This is a genomic window from Corynebacterium endometrii (assembly GCF_004795735.1).
In the GTDB taxonomy this organism is placed as follows: Bacteria; Actinomycetota; Actinomycetes; order Mycobacteriales; family Mycobacteriaceae; genus Corynebacterium; species Corynebacterium endometrii.
The window spans coordinates 1,667,260-1,691,610 of record NZ_CP039247.1; the positions used below are offsets into that span (position 1 = coordinate 1,667,260).

Below are 24,351 nucleotides of genomic sequence, written 5' to 3' on the forward strand. Positions count from 1 at the left end.
TGCTCCCCGCGGCGCTACTTCGTGCTGCCCTGGAAACCTTTGCGCCTATCCTCACGGTGCTTGACCCACCAGTCCGCGATGAACAGCGCAATCCCCACGCCCGCGGCCACATAAAGTGTCACCAGTGTCCAATCCTGACCGGTGTCGATGAACCACACGAAGGCCACGAACGCTACGAACGCCAGCACCAGCGCGGCAATTAACATCGGCTCAACTCCAACGGGTGAAAACGTGGTCTAAGGCAACACCCTAACAATAGCTAAAGCGCCAAGGTCTTATAAAACCTTGGCGCTCATGTTGCGGGGCAAAGCCCCCTAGCGGAACTAGCCCTTAGCCACGTCACCGTTTGGCGCGGCGGAACCGCGGGACTCAAGCTCATCGAGCTGGGACTCGAGCAGGGTCTTCAGGCGGGTGCGGTATTCACGCTCGAAGGTGCGCAGCTCGGAGATGCGGGTCTCCAGTGCGGTCTGCTGCTGCTTCACGGTGTTCATGATCTCCGTGTGCTTCTTCTCAGCGTCGGCCTGCAGCGCCGCAGCCTTCTCCTCTGCCTGGCGAACCTGGGCCTCGGCGCGGGAGTTAGCGTCGCTCTCGGTCTGCTTTGCCTTTGCTTCAGCGTCGGCAACAAGCTGCTTGGAGCGGGTGTCCGCGTCCGCGAGCTGTACGTCATACTTCTTCTGCGCTTCGGCCAGCTGCGCCTTGGAGCGGGTGTCCGCGTCGGTCAGCTGCTTCTCGGCGGCGGTGCGGGCCTCGGCCAGCATGGACTCGGACTCGGCGCGGGCCTCGTTGGTCAGGCGGTCAGCCATCTCCTGGGCCAGGCCCAGAACGCGGGCTGCCTGCATGTGGGTCTCAGGGGTAGCCAGGCCCTCCTTGCCGGAGGATGCGGAAACCGCTGCTGCCTTCTGGGTAGGAGCGGCATTCTTAGCGGCCTCGGCGTCCTTGCGCGCGGTCTCTGCCTCCCGCTTCGCGGCCTCAAGCTCCTTGCGAGCGGCCTCGAGCTCCTTCTCGGCGGCCTGGAGCTTGGCCTCCAGCTCGGAATCAGCCTTGGCCGGCTTAGCCTCAGGCGCAGCCTTCTTTGCCTCGTTCTTAGCGGCGACAATCTGCTTGTCAGCCTCGGCCTTCTGCTCGGCCAGCTTCTTGTCATACTCAGAGCGCAGGGAAGACTCAATCTCCTTGCGCAGAGCAGCCTCATCAACGCCCTTCGCAGCAACTGGCGCAGCGCCGGTCTTAGCCTGGGAGTTCAACTCCTCAATCTGGGAGTGCAGGTCATCGTTTTCATCCTGCAGCTGTGCAAGGGTGTCCTCAACCAGGTCGAGGAACTGATCAACCTCATCCTCGTTGTAGCCACGCTTGCCGATTGGTGGCTTGCTAAAAGCAACGTTGTGTACGTCAGCTGGTGACAAAGGCATTGACTTCTCTTCCCCTTCAAGTCGTTGAACCCCGGAGCTTCCGGAGCACATGGGAGATGTGGCACACCCCTAACCCGACGAGTCGAAGAAAGGGAAAGCGACCACGAACACGTTCGTGTGATTAATCATACGGAATGTGTCTTCATATTGTAACCAATAGATAACAGTAACGGACGTTATCCCAAGTCTCAATCTGAACTAAAGCTAAATAACCCCCGCTTATTCGCCGGCGGGGCCCGGACGTTAAGCGGGGGTCTAAGTGGCCCAGCGGGCGGCTAGCCGAGCATTGTTAAGGCAATGACGTTGCCCAGCAGGGACAAAATCAGGAAGAGCACAATAACGGATACGTCCAGCGCCACGCCGCCAAGACGCAGCGGCGGGATGACGCGCCGCAGTAGCTTTACCGGCGGATCCGTAATCACGAACAAGGTCTCCGCCACGATCATGAACCATCGCGGCGGCCTGAACTCGCGGGAGAAGGACTGCACCATCTCGATGATGATGCGCACTATCAACACCAGCGTGTACAGGCGGATGATGGATAACAGTACAAGGCCGATTTCAGTCACGGTGTATGAGCCTAACCTAAAAGCAGTCAAGACACGAACCCCCGCTACCAACCGGCAGCGGGGGTTTAAGCAAGTGGAACGGGGCTTAGCGCAGTCCCGCCTCGCGCTCGAGGGCGATCACGGAGAAGTGGGAACCCTGCGGGGTCAAGGCGAAGACCAGGCGCTCGGTATCCATGCCCTCGGTCAGCTTGACCATCTGGCCGCGCAGCGCGTAGCACAGGCCCGCGGCGAAATCGATGAGGCGCTTGGCGTTTGCCTTATCGGCGTCGGTCAGCTCGAAGACCACGGCGTGGCCCTCGCGGAATGGCTCGCCAATCTCGGCGGCGTTCTTGTAGCCGGTCAAAGACAGCGCGACGATGGTCGGGACGAAGGTCTCCTGTGGGCGCTCGTACTCTACCGCGCGGGGCGCGTACGCTGCGGAACCATTGGCCTCGTAGCGGCGCTCCTCTGCGTAGTAGGCGTCGTCATTGTCGATGTCCATCGGCCCCAAGCCGAAGAACTCCTTAGTCCTATCCAAAAAAGACATGTGGTCTCCCTCTGACCTCGTCTGAAAGTGTGCTGTTTGCGCTGTTAATGCGCTTTTCGTTGGTACCTAAACTACTGGGCGCGGCCCCATAATCCCGGTTCCGACACGCACGATATCCGTCCCCGCCGCGATTGCCTCCGGCAGGTCCGCGCTCATCCCTGCGGACAGGGCCATCCTGCGCCCGACGCCCTCTCCCACCTCGTCCGCACGCCCCCTTACCGCGCGAAAAACCTCGCCGGCATCCGCGTCAAGGGGAGGGACCACCATCAGCCCGCGCAGTTCAAGGTGTTCGAGCCCCTCGATAACGCCAACTAATTCATCCAGTTTGTCCATGGGGCAACCGCCGCGGGCGGCGTCCCCGTCGGCGGAGACCTGAATAAATACCGGCAGGTCCGCCTCGCGCTCGCCGCGCTCCTGCGCCATTTGGACCCCTCGATTCAACGCGGTGGCCAGTTTAACCGAGTCCACCGAATGCACCGAGGCCGCCCAGCGCGCGACGTGATTGGCTTTCTTAGTCTGCACCTGCCCGATCATGTGGAAACGCAGCTGCCCCGCCAGCGCTTCCGCCTTGGCGCGGGCTTCCTGTTCGCGGTTTTCGGCTACGTCGGTCACGCCGAGCTCGGCCAGCAGCGCCACATCCTCCGCCGGATGAAACTTGGTCACCGGCAACAGCTCCGGCACCTCTACCCCGGCTTCGGCCGCCAAACGTTGGATCTCGGCGCGCGTTTTGTCAAGGCCCGCGCGCAGCTCATCTTTGCGAGTCATCACTCATCCTTCAACCAAATCAAGCCGGCCTGCCGGCCGGTGGTACCTTCGCGACGGTAAGAGAAAAAGCCCTCATCCTCAATTGTGCACCGCGGATCTGCCTCGATGGCCGTTACGCCCAGACTCATTAGCTGGCGCACCAGCCCGGCGCGCACATCGATTCCCCACGTGCCCTTCGCGGTGCGGGTAATGGAACCCGGAAGACGGGATTCAAAATCATCCGCCATGGCCCGCGGCACCTCGTAGTTTTTGCCGTTTGCGGCCGGCCCCATGAGCACCTGGAGCCGGTCCGCGCGGGCGCCCAGTTCCTCCATGGCCTTGACCGTGTTTGGCACAATGCCGTTGCGCGCGCCCATGCGCCCGGCGTGCACGGCGGCCACCACGCGGGCCCGGGGGTCCGCCATGAGCACCGGGGTGCAATCCGCCACGAGCACCGCGAGCCCTAGGCCGGGCTGGGTGGTGACGATGGCGTCGGTCGCTTCGATGGGCGAATCGGATGGGCCATCGACAACGGTGACGGTGTTGGTGTGCAGCTGCTCCATCCACACGATGTGCTCCAGGCCCACCGCGTCCGCCAGGCGCTTGCGATTGGCGGCCACCGCCCCCGGCTCGTCCCCTACGTGGTAGCCCAAGTTGAAAGAATCGTATGGGGACGCAGAAGCCCCTCCCGCACGGGACGTAAAGACCATGCGGAAGGGGCGTTGCAAAGTTTCCTCGTTAATAGGCATGCACCTACCCTAGCGGATAGGTTTAGCGCAGGAAGTCAGGCACGTCGAGCTCATCGTCGTCCTGGCGAGGTGCCGGCTCGCGGTACTGCTCGCGGTCAGCGTAGCGCTCTGAGCTGGTAAATAGCCCGCCCTCGCGGGAGGTGCGATACTGGCCGGCGCGGGTGTCATCGTAGCTGTGGCGAGGGGCGTATTCCTCCCGCGGCTGCTCGGCCTCGTAACGCTCGCGGTTGTCGAAGAGGGAGCCCGGCTTGCGCTCCGGCTCCTGCTTGGTTTCAGCCTTAGGCTCGGCGCCGGCGATATTGGCCTCTGCGTCGAAGCCGGTGGCGATAATGGTTACGCGGACTTCATCGCCTAGGTTGTCATCGATAATGGTGCCGAAGATGATGTTTGCATCCGGATCGGCCTTTTCCTCGACCATCGTGGAAGCCTCGTAGACCTCCTGCAGGCCTAGGTCCGAACCGCCGGCCACGGAGAGCAGCACGCCCTTAGCGCCCTCCATGGTGGATTCCAGCAGCGGGGAGTTAATCGCCTGCTGGGCCGCTTCCATAACGCGGTTATCACCGCGCGCGGAACCGATGCCCATCAGCGCGGAGCCGGCGTCAGCCATCACGGAGCGAACATCCGCAAAGTCGACGTTGATCATGCCCGGGATGAGAATCAGGTTGGAGATACCCTGAACACCGTTGAACAGGACTTCGTCGGCGGCGCGGAAGGCCTCCATCATGGACAGGCTCTCATCGCCCAGCTGCATCAGGCGGTCGTTAGGAATCACGATGAGGGTGTCGCAGACCTCGCGTAGTTCCTCGATGCCCTTCATCGCCTGGCGGGTGCGGCGCGCGCCCTCGAATTTGAACGGCTTGGTAACTACGCCCACGGTCAGGGACCCCTGCTTCTTGGCGATGGACGCCACGACCGGCGCCGCACCGGTACCGGTGCCGCCGCCCTCACCCGCGGTCACGAAGACCATGTCCGCGCCCTTGAGCATCTCCTCGATGTCAGACTTGTGGTCTTCAGCAGAGGTGCGGCCCACCTCGGGGTTAGCGCCTGCGCCGAGGCCACGGGTAACCTCGCGGCCGATGTCCAGCTTCATCTCTGCATCGGAGAACATCAAAGCCTGGGAGTCAGTGTTGATTGCGCCAAACTCGACGCCCTTGAGGCCTTCTTCGATCATGCGGTTGACAGCGTTGACGCCGCCACCGCCTACACCGATGACCTTAATCACGGCCAGGTTGTTATTAGGAGTGGTCATGAGAGGTGGTCTCACCTTTCGAGGTTAGATTCATTAACGAGGATTACGTACCGGCCATACCCGGCCGCACTTGCTATCCATCATTAATGACGGGCGTGTAATTTCCTTGTTCATTTCGCCGCGTGTCGATACCCTCAACCTTTACTTTAGAGTTATTGACCTGCGCTTTTTCGCACGCCACGGGCATAGTTAAAGCCCCTCCGCGGGCGCGGCGGGGCTTAAAAAATTTTTTAAATAATTGCGTCGCCTCACCCTAGCGGCGGGAGACCAATTCCGGATTGGTAATGTCCCAATCCTTTCCGTCCATCTTGAGTACGGTTTCAAGGGCCAGCGCCTTGTTGGCATTATCCTCATTGGCGCCCCAATTCACGGTGCGCCCATCTTCCATCCGGATGATGAAGGAGTTTGGCCCCTCAACAGCAAGCGCCGCGATGGGGGCGCGCTGCTGAGGCGGGATAGAGGCGATGATCTCTACCGCCGAGGCCATCTCCGGCGTACCGGGCTCGGCGTCACCTACCACTTCAACGGCGGACTCCGGCGGGGTGTCGATGAAAAACTCCTGTCCGTTTTCATCGATGAGGTGCGGGCCGTCAGTGGCGTCGACGAACGCCACCACATCGCGTTCTTTGACCTCAACCACGATGGTATCTGGGAACTGGCGGGTCACCGTTGCGGAGCTGACCCACGGCAGCGATGCCACGCCGGCGGCCGCACCGCGCGCGTCCGTACGCAGGAGATTAGCGCCCTGGGCTATGCCCGTGGCCTCCTGGACCTGGGCGGAGTCAACGTTGACGTTGCCATTGATCTCGAAGGTAGAAACCTTAAAGAACGGAAACGCCCACGCGGCGGCGCCGAGGGCCACCACCAGCGCCGCGGCTGCGGCCGCAATCAACGCCCAGAACTTCTTAGTTTTACTTACTGTCACTAGTCAGCCTCTACGGCGTTTCCGAGCTCGGTGAGGATCTCCGCCGCCAGCAGCGTCACGGATCCGGCGCCCATGGTCATCACGAGGTCTCCCGGGCGCACCAGCTCGATGATCGTGGAGGGCGCGGCGGAGAAATCGGGCTCGAAGACAACGGGCATGTCATCGGGCATCTTGTCCGTGATGATGCGGGAGCTAATCCCCTCTACGGGCCGTTCGCGGGCGCCAAAGATGTCGAGGACAACGGCGGCGTCGGCGAGTGACAGCGCGTCCGCGAACTCCCGGTCGAACTCCATGGTGCGCGAGTACAGGTGCGGCTGGAAGCAGACCACTACGCGCGCCCCATTGCCTTCAGCATCTACCTTCTCGCGGGCGGCCTTGAGCACCGCCTCGACCTCCGTGGGATGGTGCGCATAGTCATCATAGACACGCACGCCCGCCCCGGCGGTGCCCCTGTACTCGAAGCGCCGGCGCACGCCGTTGAAATCGCTCAGGCCCGCCGCAAGCTTGCGGGCATCCGCCCCGGCAACCACGCCGGCGATCAGCGCCGCCAAGGAGTTCATCACCATGTGATGGCCGGGGATCTGAAGTTCGTAGCTCAGCTCGTGGCGCTGGCCAGCAACCTCGAGGGTTGCGGTGACTTTGGTGCCGTTCTCTGAGACGGTCTCCGTGCGCACAATGGCGGCCGCGGGAATGGACGGGTGCGCGGCGACGGCGGCCTCAGAACCGTATCCCACCACGGTCAGCCCACGCTCAAGCGCGCGCTCACCGGTCGCGGCGGCGTGTTCATCCTCGAGGCACACCACCAAGTAGCCACCCGGGGTAAGCCGGTCCGCAAAGTCATCGAAGACCTTGAAGTACGCGTCGTGGGACTTGAAAAAGTCAAGGTGATCGGGCTCGATGTTCGTGATCACCGCCACGTCGGGGCGGTAGCCAAGCAGGGAGGCATCAGATTCATCGGCCTCGGCGACGAAGGCCGAACCCGTACCGGAGTGGGCGTTGGTGCCCGCGCGGTTGAGCTGCCCACCAATCGCAAAGGATGGATCCTCCCCCGCCGCCTGCAGCGCGGCCACGGTCATGGAGGTGGTGGAGGTCTTCCCGTGCGTGCCCGCCAGCAAGATCTGCTTGTGGCCCTCCATCAGCAGAGCCAGCAAATCGGAGCGGCGGATCAACGGGATATTGTTCTCCCTGGCACGCACCAGCTCTGGATTGTCCTGCGGAATCGCCGCGAATGAGGTCACCACCACGGTAGGCAACTGGCCGCCCAGCTCCAGGTTGCCTTCCGCATGCCCCACGGCCACCTTGGCGCCCATGGTGCGCAGCACCTCGACCGGAGTGGAATCCTTCACGTCGGAACCAGTGACCTGGCTGCCACGGGCCAGCAAAATGCGCGCGAGGCCGGACATGCCGGCGCCACCGATGCCAATCATGTGGACCCGGGAGAGGTCCACGGTGGATAGATCTACGCTCACTTCGATTCCTTTCTACGGGCCTGCGCGTCACGCGCGATGCGGTCTGCGAGGACGCTGGAGACGTCCCCTGCGGTGGTGGAATTCATGGCTTCCTTCATCGATTCCAGGCGGACCGGATGCTTGAGGATGGAACGAACCTCCTGGATGAGCCGGTCGGCGCTTAGCTCAGCGTCCGGGATTTGCACCGCGGCACCGGCGTCCACGACGGGCTTGGAGTTGAGGGCCTGCTCGCCATTGCCGTGCGGCAGCGGGACGTAGATGGCCGGGATGCGGGCTGCGGTAACCTCTGCCACCGTCATGGCGCCAGAGCGGCAGACCATGAGATCGGCCACGGCCAGGGCGCCCGCCATGTTGTCAATGTATGGGACGGGCACGTAGCCCTCGCGGGCGGAAGGCTTGTCATTCTTCTTGCCATAGGCGTGGAGAATCTCGAAGTCCCGGGCCAGGTCCTCGACCGCGTTGGACACCGCTTCGTTGATGGACACTGCCCCCTGGGAACCACCCGTCACCACGATCGTGGGGCGGTCTCTAAGCCCCCACTGCTCACGGGCCTGGGCGGCGACGGATCCATCCGGGTCCTCGCCGATTCCCGGGCGCACCGGAATGCCCACGATTTCTCCCGGCATGCCGGACCCGGCCTGGGCGTTAAAGCCCACGCCGCCCAGCTTCACGCCGAGCTTGTTGGCCATGCCGGACAGGGCGTTAGTTTCCAGCACATAGAATGGAACGCCCATGGACTTAGCCGCCAGGTAGGCCGGGGCGGCCACGTATCCGCCGGTGCCAAAGACCGCATCCGCCTTGACTTCCTTGAGCACCTTGCGGGTCTCCAGGACGGACTTGATGATGGTAAACGGAAGCTTCAGCATCTGCGCGCTAACCTTGCGCGGGATGGGAACGGGCGTAATCATCTTCAAATCCACACCGCGGGCGGGAATGATATCCCGCTCCAGGCCCTTGGAGGTACCCAGGGCGGTAATCCGGGCCCCGTGGCGCTGAGCCAGGGCCTCGCCCACCGCGAGAGCAGGCTCGATGTGGCCAGCGGTGCCGCCACCTGCAATGACAACGGAAAGTTCAGGGGTAGAATTCATGCCCACTAGGCTACCAGCGCGAATCCCGCGAACGGTCCCCGGCACGGCGGTGTTCGGAACCTCGTGCCGAGCCGCGGCGGGTCACCGGCTGGCCAAAGCGCGCCTCGCGGGATTTAGCCGCGCGGTGGTAGGAGCGCTGGGATGGACCGGTCTCCACGGGCTCGAGCTCATCCTTATGCGGGATCGCGTGGCGGGCCCGGCCGCGCGGGGCGGGAAGGTCCGCGGCCGGCCGCGGCTCCGGCAGCATGAGGATGCGGTCAAAGAGCGGGCGGCCGTAGGACTGCATGGCGGAAATCTGCGGCGGTTCGTGGCGGGCCACGTTAGCCAATAGGCCCATGGACCCGATGGTGATGATGGCGGAGGTACCGCCGGCGGAGATCATCGGAAGCTGAATGCCGGTGACCGGCAACAGGCCCACCACGTAACCGATATTAAAGAACGCCTGGCTCACCACGCCCGCGGTCAGTGTGGCGGCCACCAGCCCCTGGAATTGGCTTTGCGCACGCATCGCGGTGCGAATGCCAAAAAAGCCCAGCATTGCAAACAGTATGATCACCAAGGCGCCGCCCCACAGGCCCATTTCCTCACCGACGATGGCAAAGACAAAGTCATTCTTTGCCTCCGGCAGGTAGAACCACTTGGCACGGGATTGGCCAATACCAACGCCGGTCACGCCGCCGTCCGCGAGGGACAAGAAGCCTTGATAGGCCTGGAAACCGGTGTCCTGGGTGTCCTCAATGTCGCCGCGCAGGGCGTCGAAGTAGGTGTGGAATCGGGAGGAGCGGAAGCCGCCAGCCAGGAACACGGCCACGAGCCCCAGGGCGCCGAGGCCGAAGACGGAGGCCAAGAAACGCCAATCCACGCCCGCAAAAAACAGGGTGAAGATTACAACACCCGCAAAGGACATGGCCATGCCAAGATCGCCCTGCCCCAGGATGAGCAGGAACATTAAGGCGGCGATGCCGGAGTACACCATGAACGGATCCTTCAGGGAGAAGGACACATGGTTTTTATCGGCCAGCACGGACGCGCCGAACAATCCGATGGCAATGCGCGCAAACTCCGACGGCTGCAGCGTCATGCCGCCCAGCACGATCCAGGACTGGGATCCCACCTCTTCGCGACCGGTTCCGATCTGCGGGAACAACACGGCCACAAGCAGCAGCAGGGAAATGATGAGAATCCACGGCACCAGCATGCGCAAAACGCGCGGCGGCATGCGCAGACCTAACCAAAACGCCACCAACCCCGCCATCACCATCAGGGACTGGCGCAGGCCGGTATCCCACACGGTGGCGCCGGGCCCCGAGGCATAGGAGTCCACCATGGAGGAGGAAAACACCATGAGCACGCCGATGCCCACCAGCAGGAAGATGATGATGCGCAGCATCAGGTAATCCAGGCCGGGCATGCGGGCCATGTCCGCGCGCAGGCGGGTGGACCAGCGCCCTGCCCTATCCGTGGGGCGCGCCCCGGTGCTCTCCGTCGTTGCCATGGGTATCTCCTAGGGTTTTACTGGATCTGCTCGCGGGCCGCGGCGGCGAATAGGTCGCCGCGCTGCCCCATACCGGTGTACATATCTAGTGACGCCGCCGCCGGGGCCAGCAGGACCGTATCCCCCGCACTGGCGTACTGAATGGCCGCAGCCACGGCCAGGTTCATGGCCGCGACCGGGTCAGTGGAATCGATGGTGGTTACGGGGACGTCCGGGGCGGACTCGGCCAGCGCGGCGGCGAGGACATCCCGGTCGGCGCCCAGCAAAACCGCGGCCTTAAACCGAGCCGAGTGCGCCGAAACCAACTCATCCACCGCGGCCCCCTTGAGCTGGCCGCCGGCAACCCACACCACGTTGTCCACTCCGCGCAGCGCGGCGTCCGCGGCGTGCGGGTTCGTGGCCTTGGAATTGTCCACAAAGTCAATACCCCGGGCGCTGTGCACCACCGCCCCGCGGTGGCCGGCAACGCGGTAGGAAGCCAGGCCCTCGGCGATGGACTCCGGGTGGGCGCCCGCCAGGTGCGCCGCCGCGGCCGCCGCCGCAGCATCCAATACTCCGGCCAAACCCGAGGGCTCGATTCCCTCAGCGGAGGCCACGTCAAGCACCGGCCCGTCCGCGGTGTGGATGATAATGCGGTCGCCGCGCACGCCCACCTGGCCCGGGCGCGGATCGCCGGCGGTAAATCCCAAGGCAACCACGGCTGCCATGGACTGCGCATACTCGCGCACGTGCTCATCATCGATGCCCACCACGGCCGCGGCGCCGGTGAGCACCTTCGCCTTCGAATCCGCGTACTCCTTGAAAGTGCCGTGCCAGTCGATGTGGTCATCGGCCAAGTTGAGCAGGACTCCCACATCGGGGGTCAGTTGCTCGGACCAGTGGAGCTGGAAGGATGAAAGCTCGGCGACTAAGACGTCCACGCGCTCAGAATCGGCCAGCGCGTCATAGACGGACACGCCAATATTGCCCACCGCCACGGCCCTGCGGCCATCGCGGGAGGCTTGCGCCGCCATGATGGACGCCAGCATCCCGGTGGTGGTGGTCTTGCCGTTAGTGCCGGTTACCACCAGCCACTGGCGCGGGGCGCCGAAGACGCCCGCACGGTCCAGGCGGTAGGCCAGCTCCACATCGCCGATTACCTCCACCCCGGCCCGGGCGTAGGCCAGCAACAGCGGCGAGTCCGGCCGCCAACCCGGGGAGGTCACCACGAGGTCGAATCGATTGGAACCCGCCGCCTCGGCGGCCGCTGCCGAGTCGATGGAGTTCAGGGAGAACTCGGACGCGAGTGCCTGGCGCGTTGCCGCGTTGGAATCGGCAACGGTGGCGTCCACGCCCAGGCTAGCCAGCAGGCGCGCGCAACCGCGGCCGGATACCCCGGCGCCTGCAATCAGCACACGTCCGCGCAATTCCGATGGAAGATTATTCTCAGTCACGGTCCGTGCTCCTTACGCTAGAAATTGTTCTTTAGATGCCCAGGCCGGTGGCCATGAGCCACTCGCCGTAGAAGATGGCCACGCCGGCTATAGCCGCCATGCCGGCCAGCAACCAGAAGCGGATGACCACGGCGGTCTCCGGCCAGCCGCCGTTTTCAAAGTGGTGATGGATAGGCGCCATGCGGAAGAAGCGCTTACCGGAGGTGCGGAAGACCACAACCTGGATGACCACGGACGCGGCCTCCACCACGAAGAGCGCGCCGATGATGATCATCAGCAGCTCCGTGCGGGTGGTCACGGACAGGCCCGCAACCAATCCTCCCAGCGCAAGCGAACCGGTATCGCCCATGAAGATCTTCGCCGGGGCGGCATTCCACCACAGGAAGCCAAGGCAGCCGCCCAAGCCCGCGGCGGCGAGGACACCCAGGTCCAGCGGGTCACGCACCTGGTAGCAGCCGGCGGAGTACGCCACCTCGCAGGAGTTGCGGAACTGCCAGAAGGTGATCAGCGCATAGGCGCCCATGACAAAGGCGGTGGAACCGGCGGCCAATCCATCCAGGCCATCGGTGAGGTTGACCGCGTTTGACCACGCCGCGATGAGGATGTACATGAACACGAGGAATATGAGGATGCCCACGATCCAAGGGCCTACATCGAAGTTGACGGTGTCAATGTCGCGGATGAAGCTTAAGTTCATGGAACCCGGGGTCAGGCCGTTGGCATCTTCAAACTGGAGGATCAGCACGGCGAAGATCAGGCCCACCGCCAGCTGCCCCACCAGCTTCGCGGTTTTATTAAGTCCCAGGTTGCGGGCCTTGTAGAGCTTGATGAAATCATCGGCAAAACCCAGGCCACCCAGGCCAAGGGTCAAAAAGAGCACCAACAGGCCGGACGCGGTGAATCCACCCGTGCCCGTCACGTAGCCATAGAGGCCTACCAGCAGGTAGGAGGCGACAATGCCCGCCAGAATCGCCACGCCACCCATGGTTGGGGTGCCGCGCTTGCGCAGGTGGGACTGTGGGCCATCCTCGCGAATCTCCTGCCCCTTGCCCGCATTCGAAAAGTAACGAATGAGCCACGGGGTGAGAAAGATTGCGACGAGGAAGCTGATTACTCCCGAAAGGATAATGTGAGTCACGGTCGGTGGTTCCTTGTTAGTTTCTTCCTAGCGTGCGGCCGGTCCGGTGGAATTGAGATCCTCAGCGACCCGCCACAGGCGCGCAGCGTTGGATGCCTTTACCAGCACCACATCGTTATGCGCCCACTCCTCCACCCCAGCCGGAGCGGTGGAGATGATGTCCCGCACGGCCGCGGTGGCCTCTGCAGCATCATGAACAACTCTTGTATTTATACCCCGCGCCGAGCCGGATTCCGCTAAGGCGTGCGCGTTGGCGTCCGTACCAACCGCGATGAGCTGGTCGACGCCGTACTTTTCCAGGACCTCGCCCAGCGCGGCGTGGGCGGCGCGCGCCTCATCACCCAATTCGCCCATCTCTCCGAGCACCGCGATGGAGCGCGCGCCCGGGCGCCCCGAGGCCGTGTAGGCCAGCGCGGCGATGGCGGCAGCCATGGAATCAGGGTTGGCGTTGTACGAGTCATCGATCACGGTGAGACCGTCGGCGCGGGTGCGCACGTCCATGCGGTGCTCGGACGCGTTGGTGTGCCCGCCGAGGGCGCAGGCCACATCGTTGGCGGTGATGCCGGACTCGATGGCCACCGCCGCAGCCGCCAGCGCATTGGAGACCTGGTGCATGCCGAAGACCTGCAGCTGCACCTTCACGGGCTCCGCACCGGGGCTGTGCAGCATAAAGTGCGGCCGGGCCACCTCGTCTAGCGCGATGTCCGTGGCGTAGTAATCCGCGGAGGCGTCGGAGGTGGAGAAGGTCACCACCTTGGCGCTGGTGCGTGGGGCCATGGCGGCTACGAATGGGTCATCGGCGTTGAGGACGGCCACGCCGCCCCGATCCGCCGGCGGGAGGGCCTCGACCAGCTCCCCCTTGGCCTGGGCGATGTTCTCGCGGGAGCCGAACTCACCCAGATGCGCCGAGCCGACGTTGAGCACGGCGCCCACCGTCGGCGCCGCGATCGATGCTAGGTGCCGGATGTGGCCGATGCCGCGGGCGGACATTTCGGCGACGAGGAATTGCGTGTCCTCGGTGCAGCGCAGCGCCGTGTAGGGGTGGCCAATCTCATTGTTAAACGATCCCGGCGGCGCCACGGTTTCCCCGGCGCTGCGCAGGATGGAGGCGATGAGGTCCTTTGTGGAGGTCTTGCCCGCCGAGCCCGTTAGCCCGACGACGCGCAGGCCGTGCTCCGCCGTCAACTTTTCCGTCACGGCGGTAGCCAGCGCGGACAGCGCCGCGACGACGGCCGCGGCGGAGCCATCCTCATCGTGGGCGTAGATGTCCGCGTTATCGCCCTCGACGCGTCCGGCGGGTTCTACAACCACCGCGGGAACGCCCACCGGGCGGGCGGCGAGGACCGCCGCGGCGCCCTGATCGATGGCCGCCTGGGCAAAGTCGTGGCCATCCACACGCGCGCCCTTGAGCGCTAAAAACAGCCCGCCCGGTCCTACCTTGCGGGAGTCAAACTCCACGGATCCGGTCACCCGCGTGGATGGATCCTCCACTCCATCGAGGTAACCGCCGGTGATGTGGGCGATCTCCTGGAGGGTCAGGTTAATCATTAGCTGCGCTCCTTGCCTGATGTTCGGTCCGTGTACGTGGTCAGTGCCCGGGCAACCTCTTCGCGGTCATCGAAGTGGAGGGTTTCATCCCCCACGATCTGGCCCACCTCGTGGCCCTTGCCCACCACGATAACCGCGTCGCCGGTACGCGCCCACCGGATAAGTTCGTCGATGGCCTCGGCTCGCGAACCCACTTCGCGCAGCTCTACCTCCCGTCCGGAGTCCTTCTGCGCTGCACGCGCGCCCTCCAAAACCGCGGCGCGGATTGGGGCCGGATCCTCCGAGCGTGGGTTGTCATCCGTGACTATCACGAGGTCCGCGCGCTGAGCGGCCGCGGCGCCCATAATCGGCCGCTTTCCATGATCGCGGTCGCCGCCGGCGCCGATAACCACGCCGATGCGCCCGCCGGAGCCATCGGGGCCATCGAGCTGCTCGCGCAGGGTATCGAGCACCGCGGCTACCGCCGCAGGCTTGTGCGCGTAGTCCACCACGGCGATGAAATCCTGACCCTCATCGATGCGCTCCATGCGCCCCGGCACCGCCACGGACTCGACGCCCTTGAGGAAGGCCTCAACCTCCACGCCGGCGGCGGCCGCCATGCCGGTAGCGAGCGCCGCGTTGGCGACGTTGAATTCCCCCGGCAGCGGCAACTCGAGGCGGTGGGCGGTACCGCCCACGCTGATGCCCACGTGCTGGGCGCCGGTGGGCTCCACGCCGGTTTGGCAGGCGCGGATATCCGCGGCGGCCCCCGGGGATACGGAAACGGTGGTCACGGGCGCTTGAGCGAGCCCCGCCATGCGTTGGCCCCACTCGTCATCGATGCACACGACCACCCGGGCGGCCGCGCCATCCCCCACGAATAAGTGGGACTTGGCCTTAAAGTACTCCTCCATGGTCGGGTGGAAGTCCAGGTGATCCTGGGACAGGTTGGTAAAACCGCCAACCGCGAACCGGGTGCCCCGGACGCGGCCAAGCTCGAGTGCGTGGGAGGAGACCTCCATCACCACGTGGGTCACGCCCTCCTCGACCATGCGGGCGAAAAGCTCCTGGAGCTTAGGGGCTTCGGGAGTGGTCAGCTTCGTGGGGACCGGCGTGCGGTTAATGCGCGTTCCCGTGGTGCCGATAAGGCCTACGGAATGCCCGGAAGCCAGCAGGCCCGCCTCCAGCAGGTAGCTGGTCGTGGTCTTGCCTGAAGTGCCCGTAACTCCCAGGACGGTGAGTTTTTCGGTGGGGTGGCCGTAGATTTCGGCGGCCACATCGCCCAGGATGGCGCGAACATCATCGACCACGATAACCGGGCGGGTTTCGTGTGCCTGGGTGAGGATCTCGAGGCCGTCGGCGTCGGTAAGAATGGCGGAGGCGGCGGTGCCCGCCGCGTACTTCGCGCCGTGGACCCGCGTGCCCGGGAGCGCCGCAAACAGCGCGCCGTCCGCCAGCGCGGTGGAATCGAGCCCCACGGAGCCTATCTCAAGAGAACCATCCCCGTGGAGGCGGCCGCCAGCAATCTCAGCCAACGCGGTCAGTGTCGACGTCATCTTTATCCTTTACTCTTCTCGAAGGGTCAAGGCCGGAGCCTCGGGGGACGGGGCAATATTGTCGCGGTTGAGTAGCCACGCGGCCACGTCCCTGAACACGGGGGCAGCGGACTGGCCGCCGGAGCCATCATCGTTAACACCAGACTCCGGCTCATCCAGCATGATGGCCACCACGAAGCGCGGATCATCCGCCGGCGCGATTCCAGCGAACGTGATCCAGTACGCGGAGTTGGAATACGCACCGGTGTTGGGGTCCACCTTCTGCGCGGTGCCGGTCTTTCCGGAGAGCTGGTAGCCCTCAATCTCATTGCCCTGGGCGGTGCCGTTTTGGATTCCCGCCGGGTCCGCCTGGAAGGTTGAGCGGAACATGTCCGTGACCGTGCGCGCGGTCTCGGGGGAAATGACCTGGGTGGTGCCCGGCTCGTTTAACTCGCGGCGGGTGCCGTCCGGGTTGGTGACTTCCTTAATGATGCGCGGCTCGATGCGCTCGCCATCATTCGCGATGGCCTGATAAATGCTAGCCAGCTGCAGCGTGGTCACCGCCATGCCCTGGCCGATCGGCAGGTTTGCGAACGTGCCGCCGGACCACTGCTCGCGCGGCGGCAAGAGCCCCTGGGACTCATTAGGCAGCTCCACGCCGGAAGTCTGGCCCAGCCCAAAGGCCTCTAAGTATTCGGAGAACTTATCCATGCCCACCTGATCAGCGAGCATGAGGGTGCCCACGTTCGAGGACTTACCAAAGATGCCGGTGGTGGTGTACGGCTCCACGCCGTGATCCCACGCGTCCTTCACGGTTACGCCGGCCATGTCGATGGAGCCCGGAACCTGGTGGACCGCCTCCGGAGTGGTGATCCCCTCCTCGATGGCGGCCGCCGCCGTGATGATCTTGGCCACCGACCCCGGCTCATACGGGTAGGAAATCGAACGGTTCTCAAAATCCTTGCCCTGCTCCAGCTGCCGGTCAATGTCCTGGTTAGGGTCAATGGTGCCCGTATTCGCCATGGCCAGGACCTCGCCGGTGGCAACGTCCAGCACCACGGCCTCGGCGGATTCGGCCTTGGAGTTGGCGCGCGCCTTCTCAAGTTTCTGCTGCAGGTAGGTCTGCAGATCCAAATCCAGGGTCAGCCGCACGTTGGCGCCGTCAACCACGGGAGCCACGTCGCGCAGGGTGCCGGGAATCGCCTGCCCCTGGGCCGAATACTCCTCAGTCATGCTGCCGTGGATGCCCGTAAGGATGGCGTCATTAAACGCCTCCAGGCCAAACTGGCCCTGGCCGTCCATGGAGACCTTGCCCAACACGTTTTCCGCAATCGCGCCGTTGGGGTATTGGCGGATGTCCTGATTATCGGCCTTGACGCCGTGGAATTCGGAGGAAATCTGGGTGGCCACCTCGGGGTCTACGTTGCGGACCAAAACCTCATACTGGGTATCGGCATTGAGCTTGGCGAGGATTTCGCTTTCCTCGACACGCGCGGCCTCGGCGCCGGATTCATCGATCATCCGGGGAATGCCCTCGGCCATTTCCTCGAGGCGCTTGTCCACACGCTCATCGATGATCGACTGCTGCTCCGCCTCATTCTTGCCGCTAAGCTCGCCCTCTTGCGTAGCGGCGGCCTCCTCCTGCTGGCCGAGTTCCAGGCGCAGGCGCGTTGGGGTCACCGTCAAGGACCGGGCCTGCATGGTGTAGGCCAAGCGCTGGCCGTCGCGGTCAGTAATCTCGCCGCGACGGGCGGGCTCCGTGAACAGGCGGGAACGCTGCTGCTCCGCCTTCGCGGCCAGATCCGGACCCCACACTACTTGGACCCAAAACAGGCGTCCCACGAGGATGAGCATGACGGCGGCGAGGAAGGCCACGATAATCCGCAGGCGCTTGACCATCATGCCCGGGCGCTCATACACGGAGTAGCCCACCGTGCCGGCCGCGGTAACCTGCTGGGTTGGCCGGCGGCCGGAGGTACGCGAGGCGGCCAGGGAAGGCTTCTTATTAATATGCGGCGCGTCCGTGCGCGGCGGCGTGCGGCGGGAGGAGGTACCCGCGTGGGAACCCGTGCGCTGGCCACGGGCCGAGGAGTAACGGGCGGCGGGAAACGGCTCGCGGCCGTTACCGGGCCTGGCCTGGCCCGCCCGGCGGGAATGCCCCCGTGGATTGCCTCCATCGCGTCCGTTGCGGCCAAAGCCGCCATCACTTGGTGGAGTCACTATGGGGTTTCACCTGCCTCTTACCCTTTTAGCTGGGGTCTTTATCTGTGTCTGGGTGGAAATTATCTAGCGCACCCGTTTGCGACGAACAGATGCGGGCTACTCGCCGGTAGCGGCGTATGGAGCCTGCGCCGGGCGCTGCGGAGCCGGCGGCGCCTGCGGTGCAGGAGCCCCGCCCTGAGGGGCGGACGGTTCCGGCTGGCCCTCAACGCCGTCCGGCCGCTGATCAGGCGCCTGCTCGGAGCCATCGCGGAAAGTCTGCTGCTGGCCCTGAGGACGCTCCGTCAAGTTGCCGGACACATCGTTTGTCTCATTCGGATCACTGGACGCCTGCCCCGGACGAACTGGCGCACCATTGACATCGATAATAGATTCCAGGCCCTCCTCTGCTGGGCGCAGCTCGCTCATGTCACCGTTTTCTTTTACTTCGACGATGCCGGCCGCGGTGGGCACGCCGAGCTGGGTGGCGGAGGCCTTACGGGCGACGTCGGCGGAAGAGCGGATGTTTTCGAGGTCGCGGTTGAGCGACTCGAGCTGGTTGTTGAGCTGCTGCTCCTGAACCGTCAGGCGTTGAATCTCAAAGGTTTGGGTCGTAGCCACGCCGGATAGCCACATGGCTATCGCCAGGCCGGTGATTAGCATGCCAATCGCGATCGCCGACAGGCGTGAGAAGAGCGTGACCTTCTTGATTTCCGTCAGGCGGCGGCCGCGGTGGGAGACAACCTGCTGCGAACCGATTCGCGACGTGCGCGGGATTGACCTGCGCGGGCCGCGCTTCGATGGCGCGTCCGGCAACGTGGTCGACTCGTGCAGGCGGCTGCGCCCCAGCTGAGGAGTGGATCGGTAACCGGGGCGTTCGGCGGTGAGCACGCCGGTGTCATGACCGGACGTGAAGTCTCTGCTAGCGCCCATACTCCGGGTTCCTTTCAGGTGCGTATGTACAGATTCTGGGGTGGTTCGCCGCGGCGGGCGGCGTAGCTCATTAGCTGAGGAGGCCACCTACGCCACCTCCCCTGGGCCGTGGATGACGTGGTCCCCCTCAAGGCGTTCGATGGCCCTGACGCGGACGGAGGCCGCGCGGGAGTTTTCCTCAATCTCCTGGGCCGTGGCCTTCTCCGAACCGCGGGTCACGGTCGCATACCGCGGCGCCATCCCGGGAAGTTCCATAGGCAGACCGGCCGGGGTCTTTGACGTGGTCAATTCCCTGAAAGCGCCCTTAACGATGCGGTCCTCCAGGGACTGATAGCTCATGAAGACGGCGCGGCCGCCCACGTGCAAGGCATCCGTGATAACCGGAATGACCTGCTCGATTGCCTCTAGCTCGCGGTTGACCTCCACGCGCAGGGCCTGGAAGGTGCGCTTCGCCGGGTGGCCACCCGTGCGGCGCGTTGCCGCCGGAATGGTGGCATAGAGCAGCTCAACCAGGCGCTCCGAGGTATCAAACGGCGCCTTCTCGCGCTCTTTCAACACCGCGGAGGCGATTTTTCCGGCGAAGCGTTCATCGCCGTAGGTCTTGAGAATGCGGGCAATCTCGCCGTGAGAATAGGTGTTGAGGATATCCGCCGCGGTCAGGGACTGGGTGGGGTCCATGCGCATATCGAGGGGGGCATCGGTCCGATATGCGAAACCGCGATCCACCTGGTCCAGCTGCATCGAGGACACGCCAAGATCAAACAACGCGCCCGCGACGCCATATTTAGCCGCCAGGTCCAAAATGGGATGGCCGCCCTCTGCAATCGCGGAGCCAACCTCATCGAACCTGCGCCCCACGCCCACGAAGCGTTCAGCAAAAGGCTCAAGGCGCCGCGTTGCCGCCGCCAAGGAGGCCCCATCGCGGTCAACGCCGATGACGCGCGCCCGGGGGAAGGACTTGAGGAAGTACTCCGTGTGGCCGCCCGCGCCGAGCGTGCCGTCAACGATCACCGCGTTATCCCCAGCCGCCTCGACCGCGGGGGCAATCAGCTGCGCCATGCGCTCACGCATGACGGGAACGTGGCCATGGTTATCCGCAATGTCGTAGTTAACCTTAGTACTCACGGAGCCTGCCCCCTTCCCTTCATATGGCTACGGCGAACAACACCGCACAACGCTCATGCGCAGCAGATAAATAGCGAATATTCTCAACGAACTCGATTTTGCTCACGCATGACAACGTTTGGCCGGCTCGGGGCCCAGCCTTAGACCACGAAAGTCACCGATGAGATAAATCAAGTGCGTATAGGGCCCTGTCCGAGGCAGGTATCTGATATCGGGGAAGTACACCAGAGCGTCCGCCTCGAACAGAGTCCTTACACGCACTCCATATTCAAGGTGCGTCTACTACAGCAGGCCGGCGAGGACATCATCCGCGTCCGCCGCTGAGTAAGCATCTTCAGTTTGTGCCTGGTATTCAGCCCATGCGGCCGCATCCCAGATTTCGAGGAAATCCACTGACCCCACAACCACGCATTCCTTCTTCAGGCCTGCGTATTCACGGTGACCGGCCGACAACGTGATTCGACCATTGCCATCCGGGCGCTGCTCATCGGCCGAAGCCGCAAGGTTACGGATGAACGCACGCGCATCCGGATTGGTTCGCGATACCGCCGCCGCCTTGCGTGCACGAGCCGCGAATTCTTCACGCGGGTACACGGCCAGCGAGTGGTCCTGTCCCTTAGTAACCATGAGGCCCCCAGCAAGTTCGTCGCGGAACTTAGCGGGGAGGGTTAGGCGCCCTTTGTCATCAAGCTTGGGAGTGTAGGTTCCGAGAAACATCCCGGTGTCCACCTTCCTCAACTCGAAAACTCCGGTTCCTCTAGCGCTGGGGAAATGCCGCGAATGCCGGCACCACTCCACCGCTGCGCCCCACTCTACCCCACTTTCCCCCACCTTCAACACTCACACGCCACCAAAGCTCCCCCAGGGGGATTAAATCCCCAGGTAAAAGCCCCAAAAATTAGTGGGGCAAATTTCCCGAACACCCCTTGACACCCCACCCCATTAACCCCACTAGACGCTCCATTAACGTCAACATCGGTGTGCAACTTACGCCACTACACCACTCGCAAGCCCCGCGCATGCGCCACAATCCCCTGTTCAACCCCGCACTCTCCCCTTAATCCCCGAATCCACCCCGTACCCCACGGCACCACTGCGCCCCACCCGTCCCGAGTGGTGGGGCAAAGTGGGGACTTTGACACCCAGGGGGTTGCGGTGGGGCAAAGTGGGGCCATCCGGCCGCCCCAGTGGAGATGGGCAGCAAAAAGCCCCGGATTGCACCAGGCAATTCGGGGCCGAAGACTTAAGGCTTAGGGTTTAGTTCCCCTCGAAGCGGCGGCGAAAGTTGTCCTCCAGCTTGCTTCCCACGCCACTGTTGCACTGGCCGCGCGCCAAGCGGGCTTTACCATTGCCGGCAAACGGGTCCGCGGACTGATTGTTATCACCACGAAGCATCCACACGCCGGCGCCGAACATCACCAGGAAACCGGCGATCGACAAGGTGACGTACCACAGCGAAAACTGCGCCAGAGCCACGCCGCCGATTAGCATGCACAGGCCGAGCACCACCAGGGCCACGCCCCGGATAGTGACGGCGCCGGAGCCGCCGCCAAAATCATCATCAACATCCACCGATGAACCAAATTTAGGATCATCAGCAAGCAGCGACTGCTCTATCTCGCGTAGCGCGCGCTGTTCCTGCTCTGAAAGCGACACTGTCCCTCCAATGTGAGTTGATGAAAATGATGTAAGGCCGTAGCCGATGCGGACACGCCTCGTAGCGCCCACGTAAAGCAACACTAAACGATACCGCCCCAAACCGCGGATGCATAGGCATCCAACGCCTTGGACGCACGCCGCGCCGCTTCGTCTACCCCTACAACGCACCAGGGCAAAGAAAAGTTCCCGGACAGAGAACTCGAGGGCAAACACATCTCTTCCGGGAAAGATTCTGCAATGGGCCCTCGGCGGGACCCCGAGCCTTAGGCCGCGGCGGAATCTACCACGAAGTCCATCTCCACAGCCTCCTTGAACTGGGCCGTGAGATCCATCAACTCAAACACAGTGACTTGTTCCACATTGCCGTCCAGCCCGGAGACCACACGCGAGCGCAGCCGGGAAAATGCCTTAAATTCATCCGCCCACCGCTTTCCGGCAGCATCGACCAGCGCCAACTGCTCCCAGGCACTCGATGGCTTACGCTTGCGGCGCGCCACCGCACTTACCGCAACCCGGGCTCCGGCCGTGCGCAATGCGGCCTGGTAGGAAAGCTCAAGCGCCTCGTCTCCGCGGCCCTCCGCCGCGAGGGCGCGGGCTTCCGCCAAAAGACCTTCTGCCTGCGTTAGGAAGCGCTGGCGCTTGGCCCCACCCTGGCGGGCGGCGCCCGCCCCAAACTTAGTAGTAGCGGAAATGACCTGTGCCATGATGAGCCCCCTTCTTAGTAAGTTGCGGTTAATCTGTTGTGCTTCACACTCTAAGAAAGGGTTCGGACAACCACCGGAGAAAATTCGAACAAACATTCTAAATTCCCGCCGGATTGGGCAACTAGCCACATTGGTTCCGGATGTCTGTTGAAATAGGAACCGTGACTGTTCAGTACCGGAGCCTTAACCCCCAAGAGTTCGCCATGCTCGCCCCACCGCTCGTGGACATCTACTTGGAGGCGATGGAGTACAGCCCCCAGATCCGCGAAGATCGCGTGGCCGTGTGGCGCAGGGAGGTCCGCCACCCCGGATTCGCGGCGGTCATTGCCGAGCAAGGCGGGGTAATCATCGGCGTGGCCTACGGATTCCTGGGCAATCCGGACACCTGGTGGGACCGGCAGCTGCGGCGCGGGTGCGCCGAACGCGGCGAGATGAGCGAACGGCAATGGGACATTCTGCGCAATTACTTCGAACTCGCAGAAATCCATGTGCGCCCCTCCGCCCAGGGCCAGGGAATCGGCCGGGTGCTGCTGACCGAACTGATGAAGCTGACTTGGGCCAAATACGCCCTGCTATCAACCCCTGAAGTTGAAGGGGAGGCCAACCTAGCCTTTGGGCTCTACCGCTCCCTTGGATTCTGGGATGTGCTGCGGGATTACGTCTACCCCGGGGATAACCGGAGGTTCGCCGTGCTCGGTGTGAACCTTCCCCTCGGCAGTCAGCAGGGTGGCGCCCCGATAGGCCGCCTGTAGGCGGTATCGTGTGAAGACGTGAGTGAATTTAAGATCCCCGTTCTTTCCGACATACCCGCCGCCGTCCAAGCGGAGCTCAAAGAGTTCATCGCGGCCCGGCGCGGGCATGTTGGCGCCATTGGCCAGCCGGTTTCGGAGGCCGTGAACTTCTTAGAATCTTTCGTGCTCGATGGCGGCAAGCGCATTCGCCCGCTTTATGCGTGGGCGGGTTTCGTGGGCGCCGGCGGCCTGGACGGGGATGAGGATCCGCACGCGGTGTTGCGGGCGGCCAGTTCCTTGGAGTTCATCCAGGGCTGTGCGCTTATCCATGATGACATCATTGACGCCTCCGATACCCGGCGCGGCAACCCCACCGTGCATCGTGGAGTGGAGGCCAGCCATCGCGAGCACGGCTGGCAGGGGTCCGCCGCCGAGTTTGGCCGCAACGTCGCCATTTTGGTGGGCGATCTGTCTCTGATTTGGGCAGAGGATATGCTGCAGGAGTCCGGGCTGAGCACCCTGGCCCTAGGCCGGGCCCGTGAGCCTTGGCGCGATATGCGCACTGAGGTCATTGGCGGCCAGCTGTTGGACATTTCGCTCGAGGCCGCCGGCTCTGAGTCTGTGGAGTTGGCCCAAAACGTCAACCGTTACAAGACCGCCGGCTACACCATCGAGCGCCCGCTGCACCTGGGCGCGGCGATAGCTGGCGCGTCCGAAGAATTGATAGCAGCTTTCCGCGGATATGGCCGCGACATTGGCATCGCCTACCAGCTGCGCGATGACCAGCTGGGGGTGTTTGGTGATTCCGAATTGACCGGAAAGCCCGCCGGTGACGATCTACGCGAGGGCAAGCGCACCGTCTTGCTGGCCCTGGCCCTGAGCAGCGCCGACGAACGGGATCCGGCCGCGGCGGCCACGTTGCGCAAGCTGATAGGCAACAGCGATGACCCGGCCGAGATCGAGCTTATGAAACAGATCATCGAAGACTCCGGGGCGCCCGCTCTTGTCGAGCGGGAGATTGAAAAACTCACGGCCTCCGGTTTGGAACACCTCAAGCGAGCAAACGTCAGCGCTGAGGTCACAGAAACTCTCACCACGCTGGCGGTCAAGGCCACCGCCCGCCAGATGTAAGGCCCGTTTAACGCTC

23 protein-coding genes are annotated in these 24,351 nt (G+C 63.7%); 2 read left to right on the forward strand and 21 right to left on the reverse strand.

The genetic code is table 11. The features are described 5' to 3' along the window. Positions 1-14: 14 nt before the first annotated feature. The 21 genes from CENDO_RS07510 to CENDO_RS07610 all read right to left on the reverse strand — a co-directional run bounded on the left by CENDO_RS07510 (position 15) and on the right by CENDO_RS07610 (position 22,473). Positions 15-206, reverse strand: a complete 192-nt coding sequence (locus CENDO_RS07510) for a zinc-binding dehydrogenase (RefSeq protein WP_136141484.1) — start codon at positions 204-206, stop codon at positions 15-17. A gap of 117 nt (positions 207-323) precedes the next feature. Next, positions 324-1,406, reverse strand: a complete 1,083-nt coding sequence (locus CENDO_RS07515; protein ID WP_136141485.1) for a DivIVA domain-containing protein — start codon at positions 1,404-1,406, stop codon at positions 324-326. A gap of 275 nt (positions 1,407-1,681) precedes the next feature. After that, a complete protein-coding gene (locus tag CENDO_RS07520; protein ID WP_136141486.1) occupies positions 1,682-1,975 on the reverse strand; it encodes a YggT family protein in 294 nt (97 codons plus the stop codon). Positions 1,976-2,060: 85 nt separating this feature from the next. Then, positions 2,061-2,501: a cell division protein SepF gene (locus tag CENDO_RS07525; RefSeq protein ID WP_136141487.1), complete on the reverse strand. Its 441-nt coding sequence runs from the start codon at positions 2,499-2,501 to the stop codon at positions 2,061-2,063. 66 nt (positions 2,502-2,567) lie between these two features. After that, entirely contained in the window at positions 2,568-3,266 is a 699-nt protein-coding gene (locus CENDO_RS07530) for a YggS family pyridoxal phosphate-dependent enzyme (RefSeq protein ID WP_136141488.1), read from the reverse strand. After that, entirely contained in the window at positions 3,266-3,994 is a 729-nt protein-coding gene (gene pgeF / locus CENDO_RS07535; RefSeq protein ID WP_136141489.1) for a peptidoglycan editing factor PgeF, read from the reverse strand. Before pgeF ends, CENDO_RS07530 begins: the two co-directional genes overlap by 1 nt. A gap of 22 nt (positions 3,995-4,016) precedes the next feature. Continuing rightward, a complete protein-coding gene (gene ftsZ / locus CENDO_RS07540; protein WP_136141490.1) occupies positions 4,017-5,243 on the reverse strand; it encodes a cell division protein FtsZ in 1,227 nt (408 codons plus the stop codon). 253 nt (positions 5,244-5,496) lie between these two features. Next, positions 5,497-6,168 carry a cell division protein FtsQ/DivIB gene (locus tag CENDO_RS07545; protein ID WP_136141491.1) on the reverse strand — a complete coding sequence of 224 codons (672 nt, stop codon included), beginning with the start codon at positions 6,166-6,168 and terminating at the stop codon, positions 5,497-5,499. Then, on the reverse strand, positions 6,168-7,595 hold the full coding sequence (gene murC, locus CENDO_RS07550) for a UDP-N-acetylmuramate--L-alanine ligase (protein ID WP_425456220.1): 1,428 nt from the start codon (positions 7,593-7,595) through the stop codon (positions 6,168-6,170). The genes CENDO_RS07545 and murC overlap by 1 nt, the downstream gene beginning before the upstream one ends. Before the next feature lie 38 nt (positions 7,596-7,633). Next, positions 7,634-8,725 (reverse strand): undecaprenyldiphospho-muramoylpentapeptide beta-N-acetylglucosaminyltransferase, encoded by a 1,092-nt coding sequence (gene murG / locus CENDO_RS07555; RefSeq protein ID WP_136141493.1) that lies wholly within the window; start codon positions 8,723-8,725, stop codon positions 7,634-7,636. A gap of 10 nt (positions 8,726-8,735) precedes the next feature. Continuing rightward, positions 8,736-10,220: an FtsW/RodA/SpoVE family cell cycle protein gene (locus CENDO_RS07560; RefSeq protein ID WP_136141494.1), complete on the reverse strand. Its 1,485-nt coding sequence runs from the start codon at positions 10,218-10,220 to the stop codon at positions 8,736-8,738. A gap of 17 nt (positions 10,221-10,237) precedes the next feature. Then, positions 10,238-11,653, reverse strand: a complete 1,416-nt coding sequence (murD, locus tag CENDO_RS07565) for a UDP-N-acetylmuramoyl-L-alanine--D-glutamate ligase (RefSeq protein ID WP_136141495.1) — start codon at positions 11,651-11,653, stop codon at positions 10,238-10,240. A gap of 31 nt (positions 11,654-11,684) precedes the next feature. Next, the gene (gene mraY, locus CENDO_RS07570; protein WP_136141496.1) at positions 11,685-12,791 is read right to left on the reverse strand and encodes a phospho-N-acetylmuramoyl-pentapeptide-transferase; all 1,107 of its coding nucleotides are present in this window, start codon (positions 12,789-12,791) and stop codon (positions 11,685-11,687) included. Positions 12,792-12,818: 27 nt separating this feature from the next. Beyond that, positions 12,819-14,339, reverse strand: coding sequence for a UDP-N-acetylmuramoyl-tripeptide--D-alanyl-D-alanine ligase (locus tag CENDO_RS07575; RefSeq protein WP_136141497.1), 1,521 nt, complete (start codon positions 14,337-14,339; stop codon positions 12,819-12,821). Then, positions 14,339-15,874, reverse strand: a complete 1,536-nt coding sequence (locus CENDO_RS07580; protein ID WP_136141498.1) for a UDP-N-acetylmuramoyl-L-alanyl-D-glutamate--2,6-diaminopimelate ligase — start codon at positions 15,872-15,874, stop codon at positions 14,339-14,341. The genes CENDO_RS07575 and CENDO_RS07580 overlap by 1 nt, the downstream gene beginning before the upstream one ends. A gap of 9 nt (positions 15,875-15,883) precedes the next feature. Then, positions 15,884-17,752, reverse strand: coding sequence for a peptidoglycan D,D-transpeptidase FtsI family protein (locus CENDO_RS07585; RefSeq protein WP_136142208.1), 1,869 nt, complete (start codon positions 17,750-17,752; stop codon positions 15,884-15,886). A 420-nt stretch (positions 17,753-18,172) separates the two neighbouring features. Next, positions 18,173-18,985, reverse strand: coding sequence for a cell division protein FtsL (gene ftsL, locus CENDO_RS07590; protein WP_136141499.1), 813 nt, complete (start codon positions 18,983-18,985; stop codon positions 18,173-18,175). Positions 18,986-19,072: 87 nt separating this feature from the next. After that, positions 19,073-20,110, reverse strand: a complete 1,038-nt coding sequence (gene rsmH, locus CENDO_RS07595) for a 16S rRNA (cytosine(1402)-N(4))-methyltransferase RsmH (RefSeq protein WP_281276121.1) — start codon at positions 20,108-20,110, stop codon at positions 19,073-19,075. A 282-nt stretch (positions 20,111-20,392) separates the two neighbouring features. Continuing rightward, positions 20,393-20,827, reverse strand: a complete 435-nt coding sequence (gene mraZ / locus CENDO_RS07600) for a division/cell wall cluster transcriptional repressor MraZ (protein ID WP_136141500.1) — start codon at positions 20,825-20,827, stop codon at positions 20,393-20,395. Between the two features lie 540 nt (positions 20,828-21,367). Next, positions 21,368-21,766 (reverse strand): DUF3040 domain-containing protein, encoded by a 399-nt coding sequence (locus CENDO_RS07605; RefSeq protein WP_136141501.1) that lies wholly within the window; start codon positions 21,764-21,766, stop codon positions 21,368-21,370. Between the two features lie 266 nt (positions 21,767-22,032). Continuing rightward, on the reverse strand, positions 22,033-22,473 hold the full coding sequence (locus CENDO_RS07610) for an SAV_6107 family HEPN domain-containing protein (protein ID WP_136141502.1): 441 nt from the start codon (positions 22,471-22,473) through the stop codon (positions 22,033-22,035). 161 nt (positions 22,474-22,634) lie between these two features. Here CENDO_RS07610 and CENDO_RS07615 point away from each other — a divergent pair, with 161 nt between their 5' ends. Both CENDO_RS07615 and CENDO_RS07620 read left to right on the forward strand, forming a co-directional pair. After that, positions 22,635-23,225, forward strand: coding sequence for a GNAT family N-acetyltransferase (locus tag CENDO_RS07615; protein WP_136141503.1), 591 nt, complete (start codon positions 22,635-22,637; stop codon positions 23,223-23,225). An 18-nt stretch (positions 23,226-23,243) separates the two neighbouring features. Beyond that, positions 23,244-24,335 carry a polyprenyl synthetase family protein gene (locus CENDO_RS07620; protein ID WP_136141504.1) on the forward strand — a complete coding sequence of 364 codons (1,092 nt, stop codon included), beginning with the start codon at positions 23,244-23,246 and terminating at the stop codon, positions 24,333-24,335. Positions 24,336-24,351 lie beyond the last annotated feature (16 nt).